This window comes from Hyphomonas chukchiensis (assembly GCF_000682695.1).
GTDB classification, from domain to species: domain Bacteria; phylum Pseudomonadota; class Alphaproteobacteria; order Caulobacterales; family Hyphomonadaceae; genus Hyphomonas; species Hyphomonas chukchiensis.
In genome coordinates, this window is the sequence record NZ_AWFG01000052.1 from 209037 (window position 1) to 226449 (window position 17413).

Here is a 17413-nt window from a genome sequence, read left to right on the forward strand (position 1 = left end):
GTCGCTTCTATTCTTTGCGGGGACGGAAAACTGGCAGGCGGAAGTCGTCCCCGATCGGTTCGAATTTCAATTCCAGGGGAAGGTCGAGCTTGAGGCTGTCGCGGTCACATTCGATCAGGCGAGTGGCCATGCGTACGCCCTCTTCCAGTTCAACCACCGCAGCCACGAAGGGGATGTCGGCGGCAAACGCCGGGTGCAGGGCCTGGTGGGTGACGGTCCAGGAAAAAAGCGTACCCTTCCCGCTGCTGCGCTCCCACGAAAATTCCGGTGAGCCACACTTTGCGCACATATAGCGCGGCAGGTGGCGGAAGGTGCCGCAATCGCCGCAACACTGGAAATAGAGATGGCCGTCCTGACACCGATTCCAGAATTCCTGCTCGATCGGGTCCTGCGGGCGCGGTTTCGGCTTGGGCGGCGCCTTCTGCGCAGAGAGGCGCATTTTCGGTGGCAGTTCGTTCTCGTCGCTCACGCAAACCTCCTGAGGATAGCGATGCTCCCGTCGCCTAGGTCGCCCCAGCCGGTTACGAGGCCGGTCTGGGCACCCACGACCTGGCGCTCGCCGCAATCGTGGCGCAGCTGGCGCACGGCCTCCACAACATGGTTGAGGCCCCAGACGTGCGCTTCGCTGAGCAAGCCGCCATGGGTGTTGATCGGAAAGCGTCCACCCAGCTCGATCTGGCCACTGGCGACGAACTCGGTCTGACCGCCGGGCTCGCAGTAGCCGAGTGCCTCAAGTTGCAGCAGCACGATATAAGTGAAGCAGTCGTAGATCTGTAGAAAATCCATATCCTCGCGGGTGACACCTGCCATCTCGAATGCGCGCGGGGCTGCATAGCTGAGGCCGATCTTGAAGGGGTCGGGACGCGAAGGGATGTCGTCGGCGGGATAGGGGTGACCTTCAGCAGCGCCGGCGATGCTCACCGGCACATGCGGCATGTCCTTGGCTCGCTCCATGCGCGAGACGACGACCGCACAGGCGCCATCGGTTTCCAGGCAGCAATCGTAGAGCCGGAAAGGCTCGGATATCCAGCGCGCCGAGTGATATGTCTCGACGTCGAGTTTACGTCCATAGTTGAAGGCTCTCGGATTCAACTGCGCGTGACGGTTACAGGCGAGTGCGACAGCGGCCATCGCGTCCGGTCCGACACCGTGGAGCTTGGAATGACGCATGGCGAGCCAAGCATACATCTGCACCGGCAGGAACACGCCATAGGGCATATAATAGCCCCGGATTGTGTTGGTCAGCGTATTCATGTTCATGGGTCGGGTCGTCGGCGCGCCCGGCTTCGCCCGCAGGGCAGAATATCCGTTCCAGCCAAGCGTTACCAGAACGTGGTCGCATAGCCCGCTGGCAATCGCCATGGCCGCGTTCTGCAGAGCCGTTATAGGGCTCGCACCGCCCATGTGCACCGTCGCCGCAAAACGCAGCACGTCGATGCCAAGATTGGCGGCCATTTCCTCCGACGTCGTGTAGATCGGCGGAGGCACCATGCCGTCTATGTCGGACGGTTTTAGCCCGGCATCTGCAATCGCCCGGCGCGAGGCATCGAGCATCATGTCGACCGCCGTCCGTTCGGTCCCCTTGACGAACTCTGTCTCGCCGACGCCGGTGATCGCGGACCTGTCACTGAAATTGAAGGTGGATGAGGCACTCATGCGTGAAGCTTGCTCCGCCGGCTGGCCTGGAAATCTCGCTCAAACGAGCGGGACAGGTCCTGAACCCCAAGATAGCAAACGGGTGGTTTCAGGTTCAAACGCCAGCGTACCTCCTCAAGTGGCGTATCGATATGCGCCTCCCAATAGAAGGTTGTCAGGTCGGCGGCATTCCTACCCCGTCGCCACGCTTCGAACGCGGCACGCGAGACCGGCAAACGGGCGCATTCGGCCAGCATCTTCGGAATTCCGATCGCAACGATGAAGGCGATTCCGTGATTGAAGAATTGTGCGTTGCAGAACGAGAGCACGCACAATTCGTCCAGCGCATCTCGTCCATATCCGGTCACGACATGGAACAGGTCGTGCGAATCGCGCAGGCGCTTCCGGTAGCGTGCGACTTCCGGATCGTTGAAGTCGGTTATCCCTCCCGCTTCGCTGGCATCCACCAACCCCTCGGCGGTCAACCCCTCTCCATAAACGAAATCAAGATAGGCCCGGCCCAGCGTTCCCGGTTCGCATCTTTTCAAGCGATCACGATCACACAAGGTGCCGAGTAAGTCCGCGCGTTCCAGGAGGATACGCTTCCCGGCGGAAGAGGCAGCGAACCGTCGAAAATTGCGATAATAGGAATTGCCCGACAGCGCCTTGACGATACGGAAGACCTGCGCAGTGTCTTCCTTGTCCCGGGTAAGTCGGCGCATGGCCGCAATAGCTTCGCCCGGGCGAATAGGTAGGCGTAGTTCATGCCCCTTCGGTTGGTTCAGCGCGTTGCTCATGTCATGTCCACCTTTACCACAATTCAGCAGTAAGACTTCGCGCGGGCGAGTGCGAATTCCGCATCTTCGACAATTTCGCGCATCACGTCGGCTGCGGGCCGGATCGAATGGATAAGGCCGATCCCTTGGCCCGCGAAACCCGGGATCACGTCCTTGCGCTCCGCCTTGACGCCCGACGCCATGACGGGCCCCGAGATCATCGACTGATAGGGCATAGGCAATGGATCCTTGCCTGCCTCGATCCATGCATCGGCCCATTTGTTGCGGATCATTCGCGCAGGTTTACCGGTGATCGAGCGGCTGACGACCGTATCGGCGTCGCCGCTTTCGATGATCGCTTCTTTCTGGAATCGTTCGATGCCCGCCTCCTCGGTCGCGAGGAACGCCGTCCCGATCCACGCGCCCTCGGCACCCAACATCAGCGCGGCGGCAACACCCCGGCCGTCGGAAATGCCGCCGGCACCAATCACTGGAACGCGGTCGCCCACCGCGTCAACCACTTGGGGAATCAGCGAAATCGTGCCGACTGGCGAGTTGTGGCCGCCCCCGTCGTGCCCCTGCGCCACGATCATGTCGACGCCGGTTTCGACCACCTGCCGGGCGTGCTTGACCTTGCCGATGACAGCCATGACTTTGGTGCCGTTGGCATGCAGGCGGTCCATCCAAGGACCGGGATTGCCGAGGCCGGCAGCATAGACGGGTACCTTTTCCTCGATCACGACTTCCATCTGCGCTTCGAAGAACTCCTTCGTGAAAAGCTGCGGACTTGCCTTGCCCATCTTCGGCACGCCCGCCGCTCGCATGGCCGATTCGACATCCACTTCGGGCAGATGTTCGCGCCGTATGAAGTCGCGGGTGAATTCCTGGTATTCGCCAAGTAGTGCCGTGGGATTTTCGGACGAACCCCCGACCTGCGGGGCCGAGCCGCGTCTGACGGATGCGGGAAGAAGGGTATCGACGCCAAATGGTTTGTCGGTCATCTCGCGTGTCTGGCGGATCCAGCTGCGCAATTGGTCTGGCGAGCATGCCGCAGCCCCCAGAACGCCAAGCCCTCCGGCATTCGACACCGCAGCAGCAAGCGCGGGAACGCTCGCCCCGCCCATTCCGGCCAGTAGGATGGGGTGTTCGATCCCGAGAATTTCACAAATGCGGCTTTTGAGCGCCATCGCCTTACATCCTCCATTCCGCGACCTTGACGGACGCAAGTTTTCTAAATCTGTCCCCACTTGACCTTCTGGGAAACAAGCTCGGGACTTCGTCCAGCCAGATAAGACGCGGAACCCGACACAAGCTTGGCCATGGCCTGCCGCGCCGCTTGAGCATCCCCTGTGCGCACGGCCTCCAGAACACGGCGCAGGAATCGCAACTGGACCGCCCGCTCTTGCGCCGAATACCCGAGCGAGCGCGAGAATTCGCGGGTCAGCAAATGCATAGAGGAAGTCAGAAGGCCGAAGAGCGGATTGCCGCTGGCCCAACCGAGTAGGTCGTGAAAACGGCGGTTCAGTTCCTCGAACTGGCTTCCTGCCTCATTGCGCTCAAGCTCTTTGAGGCAATCGGCGAGTGCGCTGAGGTCGCCCGTGGTCGCGCGCTGGGCAGCATAGGCTGCGACATCCGGCGCTATGGCTTCGCGCAGTTCGAGCAGGCCCCTGAGGTCTGCTTCCATGAAATGCAAGATGAGAGAAAGACTATTCGCAAAATCGCCGGTCTGGGGGCGTGCGACCACCGGGCCGCCACTACGGCCCAGTTGAAGATGGATTACGCCCTGAAGCTCAAGGAAGCGGAGCGCTTCACGCAAGGTTGCTCTGGCGACTTCGTATCGCGCAAGCATTTCTTCTTCGCGCGGTAACCTGTCCCCCGCAACGCGTGCCCCCGCCTCGATATCGCGAACGATGTCCTGCGCGAGCGAGAGCGCACGCTTGGCTTTCTTCACGTTATCGACCGTCGGCTGCATTTCGTAGGACTCGCTCCTGTGATATTTATCTTATAAGATTTAATCTATTCATTTGCCTATAACCTACCCAATACGTCCATGATTGCAACTCCTCGTCAAGAAATCATTATAAGCTTTCTTGACTGCACCTCGCGGAAGATTTACCTTTTCAGCAACTAGCGGCTTATTGATGGGATCGAAGGGCAGGACATGAGTATCGAAACGATGGAAATGGATACGGTCGAAAAAATCGCAGCCATTCCGATCGAGCAAATCGATGTTTCGCGGCCGAGCCTTTTTCAGAAGGACACGATTGGCCTGTTCTTCGACCGGTTACGCAAGGAGGAGCCGGTCCATTACTGCCGTGAAAGTAAAGTCGGGCCATACTGGTCGGTTACCAGGTTCGACGACATCATGGCCGTCGATACCAACCACAAAGTCTTTTCGTCGGAGGCGAAGCTCGGCGGAATTGCCATTCAGGACATGCATTCGGCGGAAGGTGCACTTGAACTTGAAATGTTCATCGCCATGGACCCGCCCAAGCACGATCAGCAACGAAAGGCCGTTACCTCTGCAGTCGCGCCGTCAAACTTGCAGTTACTTGAGCCGACAATCCGTGAACGTGCGTGCCATATCCTCGATGATCTGCCGGTAGGCGAGGATATCGACTGGGTTGACAAGGTCTCGATCGAATTGACCACAATGACCCTTGCGACCCTGTTCGATTTCCCGTGGGAGGAGCGGCGCAAGCTCACGCGCTGGTCCGATATCACAACGGCCGCGCCTGAAACCGGCATCGTCGAATCCTATGAGGCAAGGCGCGAAGAGCTCATCGAATGCGCGATGTATTTCAAAGGGCTGTGGGAGCAGCGCATCAATCAGGAGCCAAAGAACGACCTCATCTCCATGATGGCGCATTCTCCAGCGACACGGGACATGCCCTTTCTGGAATTTCTTGGCAACCTCCTGCTACTTATTGTGGGCGGCAACGACACCACGCGCAACTCGATCAGCGGCGGTGTGCTCGCCCTCAATCAGAACCCCGACGAGTATCGCAAACTCAATGACGATCCTTCGTTAATCACCAGCATGGTGCCGGAGATCATCCGCTGGCAGACGCCACTTACCCATATGCGCCGCACTGCGCTCCAGGACTGGGAGATCGGCGGCAAGCAGATCAGGAAAGGTGACAAGGTTGTGATGTGGTACCTGTCAGGCAACCGGGATGATACCGTCATCGACAGAGCTGACCAGTTCATCATCGACCGTAAGAACCCGCGTCATCACCTGTCCTTCGGCTATGGCATCCATCGCTGCATGGGCAACAGGCTTGCAGAACTGCAGCTGCGGATCATCTGGGAAGAGATCCACAAGCGTTTCGCGAAGGTCGAAGTGACCGGCGAGCCCGAGCGTCTGTTTTCGAACCTTGTGCGAGGGATCACGAAACTGCCGGTGCGGCTGCACGCTCGCTGATGGGCTGGACTAAAATACGGAGTTTATGATGGTCAAAGTGACGTTCGTTTCCAGTAATGGAACGCGGAGGGAGGTCGAGGTAGCCGAAGGCGAAACAGCGCGCGAAGCGGCGCTCTTCAACGGCGTGCCGGGCATTGACGGCGATTGCGGCGGCGTCTGCGCCTGTGCGACCTGCCACGTTCATATCGATCCGGCATGGATCGACATTGTGGGCCGCCTCATGGAAGGCGCTGCGGAGGCCGAGCTCCTGCAATTCGCAGAGGGAGCGAACCAATATAGCCGCCTCGCTTGCCAGATCCCCATCGTGACCACGTTGGAGGGTTTGGTTTTGCACGTTCCCGCGCAGCAATACTGACGAGTCGGAGTGATGCATCGTCGTCCGCTCGGGGCGACGCCAATTCGATTTTTGAACGGAGGTCTCCATGCCAACTCAGCTTCAATCCGGTGCCCATGCGAACGACGATCCATTTCGCACCGAAGTGCGACAATTCCTCGCCGCAAATTTCCCCGAAGAACTCAAGGGCAAGGGCAATCTGCTTGCCGGACTCGAAGGGCCGACCAACGAGACCGATGAGCAGAAGAAATGGCGAGAGGCCGTGGCCGAGTGCGGTTGGGGTACACCGACCTGGCCCACGGAATATGGCGGTGGCGGGCTGACCAAGGCCCAGGCCAAAATCGTCACTCAGGAATTCGCCAAGTCGGGGGCCTACAATCCCATCGGCGGGATGGGCGTAATGATGTTCGGCCCAACCCTGCTTGAATTCGGGAGCGAGGAGCAAAAGTGCGAGCACATTCCGGCGATCTGCCGTGGCGAAATCCGCTGGTGCCAGGGTTATAGCGAACCCAATGCCGGCTCCGATCTCGCTAATCTGCAAACCTTCGCCGAGGACAAAGGCGACCATTACCTGATCAACGGCCAGAAGACCTGGACCAGCGGCGGGCAATGGGCCGACAAGTGCTTCGCAATCGTTCGCACCGACAGGCGCGACAAGCACAAGGGCATCAGCTTCATGCTGATTGACATGAATGCGCCCGGCGTCGAAGTCCGCCCGATCACCATGATTTCGGGCACCAGCCCTTTCTGCGAGACTTTCTTAACCGATGTAAGGGTACCGAAGAAAAATCTCGTTGGAAAAGAGGGTCAGGGTTGGGCCATTGGCAAACGCCTGCTCCAGCACGAGCGAACCAACATCTCTGGTGGCGGCAATCTGGCTCTGATGATGGCGCAGAGCCTCGGCGACATCGCGAAGAAATATTGCGAAACCGCCGCGGATGGTCGGCTGACCGACAATGTGCTGCGCGACAAGATCGCCGATTTCGAAATCCGCTGGAGCAGCTTCTTGTTTACAGCGCGCCGCGCGATCGAGGAAAGCAAGGCGCCCGGCGGAGTCTCTGAGATCAGTTCAGTTCTCAAAAAGACGGGCACCAAGCTGGCACAGGAACGCTCGGAACTACTGATCGAAATCCGTGGGTTGCAGGGCCTTGGCTGGGAAGGCGACGGTTTTTCCGAGGGGGAACTCGAGGACGTGCGCACCTGGCTCTTCGGCAAGGCAGCAACGATCTATGGTGGTTCGACCGAAATCCAGAACAATATCATCGCCAAGCGCGTGCTCGGCATGCTCGATCACGCGTAAGGAGGGGAGTACTGACAATGGCAGTTCTCGACGAACAACAGGAAATGCTACGCGACATGGCTCGCAGCTGGGCCGTCAACGAAAGCCCTTTGACAGAATTTCGTAAGGTCCGCGCCAGCGGCTCCGAGGAGGCGTTTGATCGCGCTGCCTACGCCAAGATGGTGGAAATGGGTTGGGCCGGGGTCATCATTCCTGAAGAGTATGGTGGGTCAGACTTTGGCTGGCTCTCGGCGGGTCTCGTGATTGAGCAGCTCGGAAAGACGCTGACCGCAAGCCCGCTCGTCCTCAACACCGCGGCGGCATCGGCGATCATCCTGGGCGGCAGCGACGAGCAGAAAGCATTGTGGCTTCCGAAGCTCGCGAGCGGTGAAGCCATCGCGACGCTAGCGGTCGATGAAGGGCCCTCTCATGATCCGGCCAGGATCGAGACAAGTGTTTCCGGCGGCAAACTGACCGGCAGGAAAGCCTTCGTTCACGAGGCACACGGCGCAGACCTCTTCGTGGTTGCGGCCAAGGATGGGCTTTACCTAGTCGAAAAGAGTGACGGCGTCTTACTCATCACCCGTAAGCTCTCTGACCAGCGAAGCCATGCCGAAGTGAATTTCGTTGGTGCAGCGGCAAACAAGCTCAAAGGCGGGGGCGAAAGCTTGCTCGGCGATGTGCTCGACCGCGCGCGCGTGCTAACGGCAGCCGAGATGCTCGGCATGGCCCAAGCCGTGTTCGACACCACGCTCGACTATCTCAAGCAGCGCGTGCAGTTCAACCAGGTGCTTGCCACCTTCCAGGCACTGCAGCACCGCATGGCGGACCTTTTCGCCGACCTCACACAGATGCGCTCGGCAGTCGAGGCGGGACTACAGGCGGTCGATGGTGGGTTCGGCGCAGCGCGCGCTGCGACCATCGCCAAGGCCGAGGCCAACCGCGTACTGCACGGTATCAGCAACCAGGGCATACAGCTCCATGGCGGTATCGGCATGACCGACGAATATGACGTCGGCTTTTACCTGAAGCGCGCACGCGTGCTCGAGGCGAGCTTCGGCTCGACGACCTGGCTTAAGGATCGATACGCCGCTTTGTCCGGTTACTGACCACGAGTGAAGTCCTCCCGGGTCGCATGCTGGGCCTTAGCACATGATTTTGTGATTGGGGTCGTATTTCGCGTCCCCGGGGATGGTGAGTATGGTCTTGTCCATGCAAATGCATCACGTGCAAGCATGCCCGCAGTAATGATGGCTGCAAGCCTGCAAGCGAAGCGCCGACTATGTGCGGCCGCGTCCTCCCACCTGCTACGCGTTCACCAATTACAATAAAGTCTCTCGCGATAGCGTCGAGAGAATAATTGATGTACCCCAAAGAATGTAGACGCCCTGCGGCTTCATTGTCCTGCCATTTCGAACTCGGCAGCCGACAAGGCCCATCCTGAAATGGCGGGTCCGTGGGTAGTCAGCATACTCCAGAAAAAACCCGCAAGATTTGCAACTGTTGTAACTGCCAACAAAACAGCCCGGATCTTTTGAGCCATGCTTTCCCGCAATGAGCCCTTCAGGGCAACGGCCAAAGCCTGAACTTCTGAGAAAACACATAGCCACAAAAGACTTGTTAGGACGATGAATAGTAATGACAATCTTGGCACTCGGAAATCGAGACAACCCTCATAGTAACAAGGACTTCAACTGCCCGCATTGCAGAATGGGGTTCGGTTCGCGGAAACTCAGGCCTGCGACAATTACGTCGCGCTAACAGGTCGGACACAAGTCAGCTTCCGACCCGGGCTTGCCGAAACGAAAAAACCCTTGCAGCATTGGAGTCTTCCACACAAGTTTTCAATTTTTCGTGCGCCGGACATCAATTATTCTGTGGTACGCTTCTGGAATGTGCCGCATTCAAGGTTAGTTCCAAGAATACATAATCCGACCAGCGTTCCTTATCACCTCGCAAGGCTGCGCCCAGATCAAGATCTGCAAGACGCACGATGGTCAGACCAAGCGACGGGATTACATAGAGCCGCTGATTGCCCGCTCCGGCAGCCACCACCATGTCATCAGGCAGACTATCGGCATGATCGTCAATATCTGTCGTCGCTGTAACGACGTCCTTTGACGATGAGGGCCTCGGCAACCACCAGGATAGCCCGTATGCGGCATTCGCTGCACTTCCCTCGAACAGCGCTTCAAAAGTTTCCTGGTCAACGATCTGTATGCCGTCAACCCTGCCGCCAAGGCGCACGAACTCGCCGAATTTCGCCCACTCGCTGGCAGACATGATGACTCCCTGAGGCATCAGGGGTTGCTTGTCCGGGCCGTTTCTCCACCGGTATCCCGCAAGTCCCAAGGGCGCAAACAAGCGCTGCTCCAAATACGCTCTTGGTCCACCCGACTGGCCAGCCGCTTTAAGTTTGCGGCGCATGACTTCACCGAAAATCTGAGACGGAACGGCGCCATACTGGAATTTCAACCCGGCTAGCGAGTTTATATCGCTTGCAACCGCAGCTTCGTATCCCGGCGGACGTCCGATGCGGCTCTTGTGCCCGCTCGTCATCGACAGAAGGTGACGGAGAGTTACCTTACTGCGCTGGGGGTCTCCTTGCCACTCAGTGAGCGTTACGGCGACCGGCTCGTCCAGAGACAATAGACCATCTTTTGCTGCGATGGCGGCCATTATGCCAAGAAAGCTTTTTGTGCCGGACCAAAGTTCGTGAGGTTCGTTGATGTCGTGGTCAGGGCTGTTACAGACCGGCTCGCCGTCTTTGAGCACAAGCACCGCCAGACCTCGGTCTGCATTTGAATATGCAATGGCCTGCTGGCAGGCATTGCTCTGATCAGAATGTCCGGTCGGATAAGGCTGTGCTGCACACGAGCCAGCAGTTAAGGCCAGCCAAAAAAGCAAGTATCGAGGCACTTTTAAACTCTCCCTTATTGAATTATCGATAATACTGCCTTTTGAAGACGATCAAGGCTAGATGGAATCTCGAAAAATGAAGGTGATCAGTGTGCCAGACCAGCCAGAAGAATTGCCGCAGGAAGTTATAACTGATGCTCTGACGCAGGACCGGGTCATCGCGGCAGCGCTGATTGAGGACATCGTTGAATGGCGGATCCCGCCGGGTTCCTGGATCCGGGAAAGGGAAATTGCCAAACGGTTTGAGGTTTCTCACGCGCCCGTACGCGAAGCATTCCGTCAAATCGCCAATATAGGACTCGTTGAGGTCGTGCCCTGGCGAGGTGCCCGCGTCGCGGTGATTGACAAGCAGGCGACTATCGAGATCCTCGAACTCTGGAAATCCCTGTTCGGCGTCGTGTGTCGCCTTGCGAGCCAGCGCATGACTGACAGCGAGGCCGAACAGCTTGTCGCGCGTGTCAAGGAATTTACGGCCATTGCGCATGCGACGCGCAATACGTTCGACCATCTTGCCGTTTCCAACCGCATCGGTGCCTATATTGCGCATTGCGCCCGTGCACCTCAGTCCAAAACTTTGCTGGACCGCGTGGCGATTGTTGCCAAGTGGCAGCAGAGGATCATCTCGCAGAAGTTCCTCGAAGACCTTCCGGTCGCTCCGGCGCTGAAGTCTGCCGAAATCTACGAGCGGCTCTGCGCCGCCATCAAGGCCCGCCAACCGGACAAGGCCGACGAACTTGCGCGCGCCCTGATCGGAAACCTTCAGGACTACTATCAAGAAGCGCTGGCGACTTACCTTGATGCGCAGGCCGTCGAACAGGCGCGCCGGAAACCGCCTCGCCGAAAATAGCCAATCCTATGCGGCCGCCCGTTCGGTTGCGAGGCTACCGTTTGTTGCCGCTCGCCAGCATGAAGTACTTGACACCTCGCCCCAAATATTATCGATAATCTGAAATTATCGATAATAAGCCCAAGATGGGCCTTTGAGGGAGGAATACATGCTTCGCTTTATGCTTTTTGCGACAACCGCAATGACGGTGGCTGTCAATGGAATCGCGCCGGCCTCGGCCCAGGCTGTTGAAGATGCTGCTTCACAAGCGCCTTCCGAAGGCGCGGAAGAGGAAGTTCGGCTAGGGGAAGTGGTGGTGACTGCGCGTCGCCGGGAGGAGCGGCTTTCCGAAGTTCCGACGGCGGCCTCCGTCATCGGCGGGAACGCGCTCACCGAGCGCGGCGGCGCCAGCACCAGCGGCGAACTGCTGGCCGACCAGCCAAGCGTTCGCTTCAACAACCTCAACTCGTCCGTCACCTCGGAACTTTCGATCCGCGCCTCGTCGACTGCGCGCGCAACGAACGGCGATCCCAGCGTCGGGCTCTACCGCAATGCCTCTTACATCGGCGGTGGCGGCATCGGCGGGCGCAACTTTGCCTTGATCGATTTTCTCGACATCGGGCGCGTTGAGGTGCTGCGCGGCACCCAGGGTGCGCTCTACGGCCGCAACGCTGTCGGCGGCGCCGTCAACATCGTCTCGGCGCAGCCGGAATTTGAAACATCCGGATACCTGAAGGCGCAATATGGAATTGAGAACGAGAACCTGCGCGGCGAGGGTGTCGTCAACAGGGCGCTCAGCGACACATTGGCAGTTCGCTTCAGTGGCTTCGCGGTGGGTCAAGAGTCCGGTTTCTTCTACAACCCCGTCAATGACGTCTATTTCGACCGGGAAGAGGGCCACGGCTTGCGCGCGCAGCTACGCTACAGTTCCGGTCCGCTCGATCTGCTTTTCCTTGCAGAAACCCAAGTTCTCGAGACACCCTCGATCCACTACCAGATCGAAATTCCTGCAGGCACGCCAGGCTTCCCGGGCGGCTATATACAGGACAGGTTCAACTATCCCTGGAACACCCCGCCCTCTGCCGAGCAGGACGTTGACTCCTACCAGATCGTCGCGAAGTACGATCTGGACTGGGCGCAACTGAATTCCACCACGCTCTATCGCGAGCGTGTCTCCGCATATGATCTCGATGCAGATGCGATCAATGCGCAGGAGCGCGCCGATGCCATTGCAGCTGGCAGTATTCTTGCCGTCGTTCCGCTGGATGTGAACTCGGCAGCTTTCGTGCGGGATACGACCACGTCCTTCAACCAGGATGTCCATCTCACCGGCGAAGCCATCGATGGCCGGCTCAATTGGCTCGCGGGCATCGACCTCCTGCTTCTTGAGAGCGATTATTCGGTGGAGAATGCCCGAACCCCCACACTCGCTAACCCTTCGACCGGCAGTATCTCCCCCGTCGACCTCGAATATAATTCTTACGCCGCGTACGGATCGCTCGGCTATGACCTGACCGAGCGGCTAAACCTCACAGGTGAGCTTCGCTACACGCAGGATGACCGCTCCCTCAGTTCCCGCCTGTTTGACCGGGGCACCGGGGCGCCCCTGGGCGGAGCCGCGCGGGTCGTGGATGGCAGCATCGAACCGAGCAACCTATCCTACAACGCCACCGCCGCCTTCAAGCTGACCTCCAGTATCCTGACTTACGCCAAGGCCGGCACCAGCTACCGGGCTGGGGGCTTCAACACCAATCTTGGTGATCCGCGGCAGCCCAGACCCATTGATGCAGCGTTCGACGACGAAACGTCCCAGAGCTATGAAATCGGCCTCAAGGGTACGCTTGGCAGCCATTCCTATTTCGCCATTGCGGCTTATATGAACGATCAGGAAAATCTTATTGCCCAGACGGACAATGGATGTGCGCTGACAAACCCGACATGTCCCGTGGCGGCGACGTCCTTTCTCACGAACGCGGGTGACGCCGAAAGCCGTGGTGTAGAAGGCGAGATTTCCTCACTCTTCGACATTGCTGGCGGCAAACTCTCCACCGGTTTCAGCCTCTCCTATCAGGAGGGTGAAGTGATCAGCGGCAGATTCGAAGGGCTGGATCTGGCCCAGGTTCCTGAATGGCTCGGTTCGGCCACCCTGAATTATCGCCGGCCAATTGGCCCTGATTCTGAAGCGTTCGCCAATTTCGTCTACACAGCGCAGACTGGCGGCGTTCAGGAACTGTCTGCCACAACCGCGCCGCTCGACGATTTCGGACTGATCAACCTTCGCCTCGGGGCGCGCTTCGGCAAGGTCAGTGTGACGGCTTTTGCGCGCAACCTGACCGATGAAGTCCACTTTGTGGCGCGAGCTCCCACGATCAATCGCTACAGCCAGCCACGGCTGACAGGAATCGAGCTTCGCTACGACTTTTAGTCTGGCTACGGATTTCCTCCCGAAGACCTAAACGCCTGCCGGCATTCCGGCAGGCGTCATTTTCAGGCCTTACTGAGAACGCGCTCGATCAGGCGCAGGAAGGATGCGTTTGTTGTGGCCAATTCACGCATGTCTACCTTGTCCGGCGTATCCTGATCGGTGTGATGAAAGCGTCCTGCGCCGAAGACGCCGAAAGCGGATGCATAGCCGGCGCCAAGAATCTCGCGGAGCTCTCCCGCCGCATTTTCTGCAGTCATGACATAGGCGGCCTCCAGTCCTGGCCGGCCGCGGAACATCTCTCTGGCCAGCCCTTCAATTCCTTCCGTCACGCCAAGATAACGTTGCGGGTCAGGTGACGGCAGTGGCAGTAGGGTGGGACCCAGGTCATGAAAATCAACTCCCGAGAGGTTGGCGCCGAGATGCACCCAAAGCGCTGTGTCCATCGGCGCCGGTGCGCCACTTTCCAGGAATCTGTGGGCGCCCAGGTTCTCGTACTCGTGTCCTGACGTTGCCACCAGATGAATGTCCGCCGTCGGCCAGGTTGAGGCGAACCGTCGCCCCAGTTCAAGGAAAATCGCAATGCCGGGACCTCTCTCCGAGGCGCAGATGCCCCAGCCGGACTTGGGCGTGCTGATAACGATCCGTGCACCGGGGCCAGTCCGCCGGGCAATCAGATTGTCAGCCAACCGGCCCGGCCGGGCTGGGGCGATGGAAAGTCTGGCCGTGTCGCCACGGGTTGCTGCCGCGCGCAGGGCGCCTGCCTCACGGGGCGCTAGGGTCAGCATGGGAGCAATATCGCCGTCGGCCGGGGTATTGAGCCGAATAGCGAGCCGTGTTGGCCCATTGGTGATTGCCGCCACACCCGCCACCTGCGCTTCCCGTGAGGTTTTCAGTACGCGCTGCCATTCCGTCGATATCAGGCTGGAATGGCGCCGAAACCCTGCGTCATAAACCAGCAGCTTTCCGGTCAAGGCTGGCGGCGGAGTATCCGTATTCCAGTAGACGAGCTCCGCCTCGGCCTCTGCCGCCCGAGCCGGCATCTGGACCGGTCCTGAAATTTGTGTCCCGTCAGGCAGTAACACCGTTCCTGTTTCGCCGTCACAGGCAGGTACTTCGAACGTCTGCCGACGCGTCTCGTATCCAGCGGTCGAGAGCTCGCCCTCCATCCAATCCGTCGTCGCAAGATCGCCTGCGCTGCCAGAATAATGAGAGCCGAAACTGGCATAAGTCACCACCGCGCGTTCAAGCGCGCTCGCATCACGCTCGAGGGACTCTTCCGGTCCGGTTCGCGCGGCCGGCAATCCTGCACATGCGCCAAGCGCGGCTGGAAGCAGCAAGGCATGTCGCCGGTTGATCATGCAAAAACACTCCTTATGCGTATCGACAGTGACATCGGGCTCAGTCTTTAGGGCGCCTGATGTTCGTAGCGGGCAAGGATCAGGTCCAGCATGGTTTTCCGAAAGCCCGGTATCACTCGTGTTTCTGGCCCAAAGAGAGCGAGTTCATCGCGCTCTGTGTCATATGGCCCCCAAGCAGGCACCAGCTCACAATCCGGTTTGTGGGTTTTGGCAAATGAAACCCAACACGCCGACATTCCTTCCGCAAACCGACGGTCTGCCTCTGTCATCTCACCGACGACGCTTTCGAAGTAGTCTACCGTGTCGAAGACATAAGTGATTTCGGATCCGTGCGCCGCGCCAGCAGAGTTCGTCCGTCGCTTTTCTGCAACATAGTCGAAGTGATAGAGATAACTCGGTGCACCGTCCTGTGTAGCGTCGGCAAGCCAGCGGGCCGGTGCCACGAACCAGGCATCCCCCAGAACCTGCCGTGCGAATTCAGGATCGGATGCCTCAAGGCCGTAGGCAGCCTCTGCTTCAGCCAACTGATCTCCGAAGTAAGCGACGGCCAATTGCGGGCTGATGCCCATGGCCAGCAGAACGCTCGCCTCATTGCTGTTTGCGCCTACCAGAAGCGGAACATCAAGCGCCCCGCCGTCTTCAAACGCCCGCGAAGGCGCCTCTCGCAACAGCCGGCCATCGATGAACGGATTGACTGCGCCGCTGCTGCGAGGACCAGCCGCTTTCACCCAATCATCTGCGCTGGCTGCACGCAGTATATCTGCGCTAGCGTCAGGCGCGATAGCCAACGCGCCGGCGGCTGCGATCCCGAGCGCCTCCTGCTCCGGGAGCGTTCGAGGGGTAAGCAGGTTGACGCCCGATTGCACAATGGCAGCCGAAAACAATCCGGATGCTTCCGGCATCGAGAGCAACGCCATGGTACTCACTGCGCCGGCGGATTCCCCGAACACGGTGACCTGCGCCGGGTCACCGCCAAAGGCAGCGATGTTCTGCTGCACCCAGCGAAGTGCTGCCAGCTGGTCCATCAATCCGAAATTACCGAGCGGAGTATCCGTGGTCGCTTCATCCGTCAGAGCCGGATGCGCAAAGTAACCGAGTGGGCCGAGGCGATAGTTGATCGTCACGACGATCACGCCTTGCCGGGCGAGCTCTGTTCCATCGAAAATCGGGAACGTTCCGGAACCGATCACATGCGCGCCACCATGAATCCAAACCATCACAGCCAAGCCCGACGCGCCCTCCGGCCGCCAGACGTTCAGCTGCAGACAGTCTTCAGACTGGACGTTTGCCACACCGCCGGCAACGACAGCAGGCCGCAATGGCTGTGAGCAGGCGGGGCCCATCTGCGTGCCGTCCCGGACACCTTCCCAGCCCGGGGCCACTGCCGGAGGGCGCCAGCGCAGCTCGCCTACCGGTGCGGCGGCAAAGGGCATATTAAAGAAAGCATCGACCTCGCCGATGGTCTTTCCGGCAATCACGCCCTGCGAAATCTGAACCTGTGGGGGCTGAGCAACCGCGGCCATGCCCAAGGCGCACGCCTGCAAACAGGCAAGCATTATGATCAAGCCGAACGGTCTGCCCTTGTTCATTGTTGCTCCCAGTATCCTTGGCGCTATGATGCAAATGACTTATTGCCGACTAGCTGCTGCAGCCATAGTGCCGGTCCGATTGCTCTGTGATCCTAATTATCGATAATATTGCACGTGCTGATAGAGAGGTCTAGTTAAAGGTCAACGCCTATGTGCCCGGCTATCGGATGAAGCAAAAGGTTCAGTTCGAACGGCTCGTTTCGAACAACCCAGTCAAGATTCCCGGCCTGGGCACATTCGAAGGTATCAAGACCAGCGTTTTCCTGGAAGTCGAGGGTGCCGCCCACTATTTGCCTGCATACGCGGGAAATCTCGACATAATGACATCAGCTGGCATTGCGACCGCTGAGAAGATCGCCGCACGGCGGCGAGCCAAGGAGACTGCCTGATGGCATTTGATCCCAAATCCGACAATCTCTACATTCAGGACGTCACTTTGCGCGACGGGATGCATGCGATCCGGCACCAATACGGTATCGAGCACGTCAGCAAGATTGCCGCAGCCCTTGACCAGGCCGGAGTCGACGCAATCGAGATTGCCCATGGAGACGGCCTGAATGGCTCAAGCTTCAATTATGGCTTTGGCGCCCACACCGACTGGGAATGGATTGAAGCCGTCGCGGATTCAGTGAAAACGGCGAAACTGACGACGCTCCTCCTTCCTGGGATCGGAACGATCGAGGAGCTGAAGCATGCCTACAAGCTTGGCGTCAGGTCTGTCAGGATCGCTACACACTGCACGGAAGCCGACGTATCGAAACAGCATATCGGTGTTGCCAGAGATCTGGGTATGGACACGGTTGGCTTTCTTATGATGTCCCACATGGTCGAGCCTGAGAAATTGGCTG

At 58.9% G+C, this 17413-nt stretch carries 14 protein-coding genes and 2 pseudogenes; 8 read left to right on the forward strand and 8 right to left on the reverse strand.

Going from position 1 to position 17413, the window contains the following annotated elements; genetic code table 11:
- Positions 1-7: 7 nt before the first annotated feature.
- From HY30_RS15125 to HY30_RS15145, 5 genes are read right to left on the reverse strand one after another with little or no spacing between them, the layout of a single operon-like run.
- Positions 8-469 (reverse strand): Zn-ribbon domain-containing OB-fold protein, encoded by a 462-nt coding sequence (locus HY30_RS15125; protein WP_081812282.1) that lies wholly within the window; start codon positions 467-469, stop codon positions 8-10.
- Positions 466-1656, reverse strand: coding sequence for a thiolase C-terminal domain-containing protein (locus tag HY30_RS15130; protein ID WP_034742449.1), 1191 nt, complete (start codon positions 1654-1656; stop codon positions 466-468). Before HY30_RS15130 ends, HY30_RS15125 begins: the two co-directional genes overlap by 4 nt.
- Positions 1653-2432: a Coq4 family protein gene (locus tag HY30_RS15135; RefSeq protein ID WP_206741485.1), complete on the reverse strand. Its 780-nt coding sequence runs from the start codon at positions 2430-2432 to the stop codon at positions 1653-1655. Before HY30_RS15135 ends, HY30_RS15130 begins: the two co-directional genes overlap by 4 nt.
- A 23-nt stretch (positions 2433-2455) precedes the next feature.
- Entirely contained in the window at positions 2456-3598 is a 1143-nt protein-coding gene (locus HY30_RS15140) for an NAD(P)H-dependent flavin oxidoreductase (RefSeq protein ID WP_034742450.1), read from the reverse strand.
- Between the two features lie 44 nt (positions 3599-3642).
- Entirely contained in the window at positions 3643-4383 is a 741-nt protein-coding gene (locus HY30_RS15145) for a FadR/GntR family transcriptional regulator (protein ID WP_034742452.1), read from the reverse strand.
- A gap of 204 nt (positions 4384-4587) precedes the next feature.
- Here HY30_RS15145 and HY30_RS15150 point away from each other — a divergent pair, with 204 nt between their 5' ends.
- The 4 genes from HY30_RS15150 (at position 4588) to HY30_RS15165 (ending at position 8557) form a co-directional block, all read left to right on the forward strand.
- Positions 4588-5835, forward strand: coding sequence for a cytochrome P450 (locus HY30_RS15150; RefSeq protein ID WP_241765744.1), 1248 nt, complete (start codon positions 4588-4590; stop codon positions 5833-5835).
- A gap of 28 nt (positions 5836-5863) precedes the next feature.
- The gene (locus HY30_RS15155; RefSeq protein WP_034742456.1) at positions 5864-6190 is read left to right on the forward strand and encodes a 2Fe-2S iron-sulfur cluster-binding protein; all 327 of its coding nucleotides are present in this window, start codon (positions 5864-5866) and stop codon (positions 6188-6190) included.
- Between the two features lie 67 nt (positions 6191-6257).
- Positions 6258-7469, forward strand: a complete 1212-nt coding sequence (locus HY30_RS15160; protein ID WP_034742459.1) for an acyl-CoA dehydrogenase family protein — start codon at positions 6258-6260, stop codon at positions 7467-7469.
- Between the two features lie 17 nt (positions 7470-7486).
- Complete coding sequence (locus HY30_RS15165) at positions 7487-8557, forward strand: acyl-CoA dehydrogenase family protein (protein WP_034742462.1); 1071 nt, start codon at positions 7487-7489, stop codon at positions 8555-8557.
- A gap of 757 nt (positions 8558-9314) precedes the next feature.
- On the opposite strand, the gene HY30_RS15170 is transcribed toward HY30_RS15165, so the two are convergent.
- On the reverse strand, positions 9315-10355 hold the full coding sequence (locus HY30_RS15170) for a serine hydrolase domain-containing protein (protein ID WP_162176959.1): 1041 nt from the start codon (positions 10353-10355) through the stop codon (positions 9315-9317).
- 88 nt (positions 10356-10443) lie between these two features.
- Here HY30_RS15170 and HY30_RS19460 point away from each other — a divergent pair, with 88 nt between their 5' ends.
- Together HY30_RS19460 and HY30_RS15180 are read left to right on the forward strand one after the other, a co-directional pair.
- Positions 10444-11214, forward strand: a complete 771-nt coding sequence (locus HY30_RS19460; RefSeq protein ID WP_051615546.1) for a GntR family transcriptional regulator — start codon at positions 10444-10446, stop codon at positions 11212-11214.
- A 148-nt stretch (positions 11215-11362) separates the two neighbouring features.
- Positions 11363-13618, forward strand: a complete 2256-nt coding sequence (locus tag HY30_RS15180) for a TonB-dependent receptor (protein WP_034742465.1) — start codon at positions 11363-11365, stop codon at positions 13616-13618.
- Between the two features lie 62 nt (positions 13619-13680).
- On the opposite strand, the gene HY30_RS15185 is transcribed toward HY30_RS15180, so the two are convergent.
- Positions 13681-14976: a hypothetical protein gene (locus tag HY30_RS15185; protein WP_034742467.1), complete on the reverse strand. Its 1296-nt coding sequence runs from the start codon at positions 14974-14976 to the stop codon at positions 13681-13683.
- Positions 14977-15023: 47 nt separating this feature from the next.
- Positions 15024-16565, reverse strand: a complete 1542-nt coding sequence (locus HY30_RS15190) for a carboxylesterase/lipase family protein (RefSeq protein WP_051615547.1) — start codon at positions 16563-16565, stop codon at positions 15024-15026.
- Between the two features lie 137 nt (positions 16566-16702).
- Here HY30_RS15190 and HY30_RS15195 point away from each other — a divergent pair.
- Positions 16703-16954, forward strand: a pseudogene (locus HY30_RS15195) (acetaldehyde dehydrogenase (acetylating)); the annotation flags it as partial.
- A pseudogene (locus HY30_RS15200) lies at positions 16954-17413 on the forward strand (4-hydroxy-2-oxovalerate aldolase); the annotation flags it as partial. The pseudogenes HY30_RS15195 and HY30_RS15200, both read left to right, overlap by 1 nt.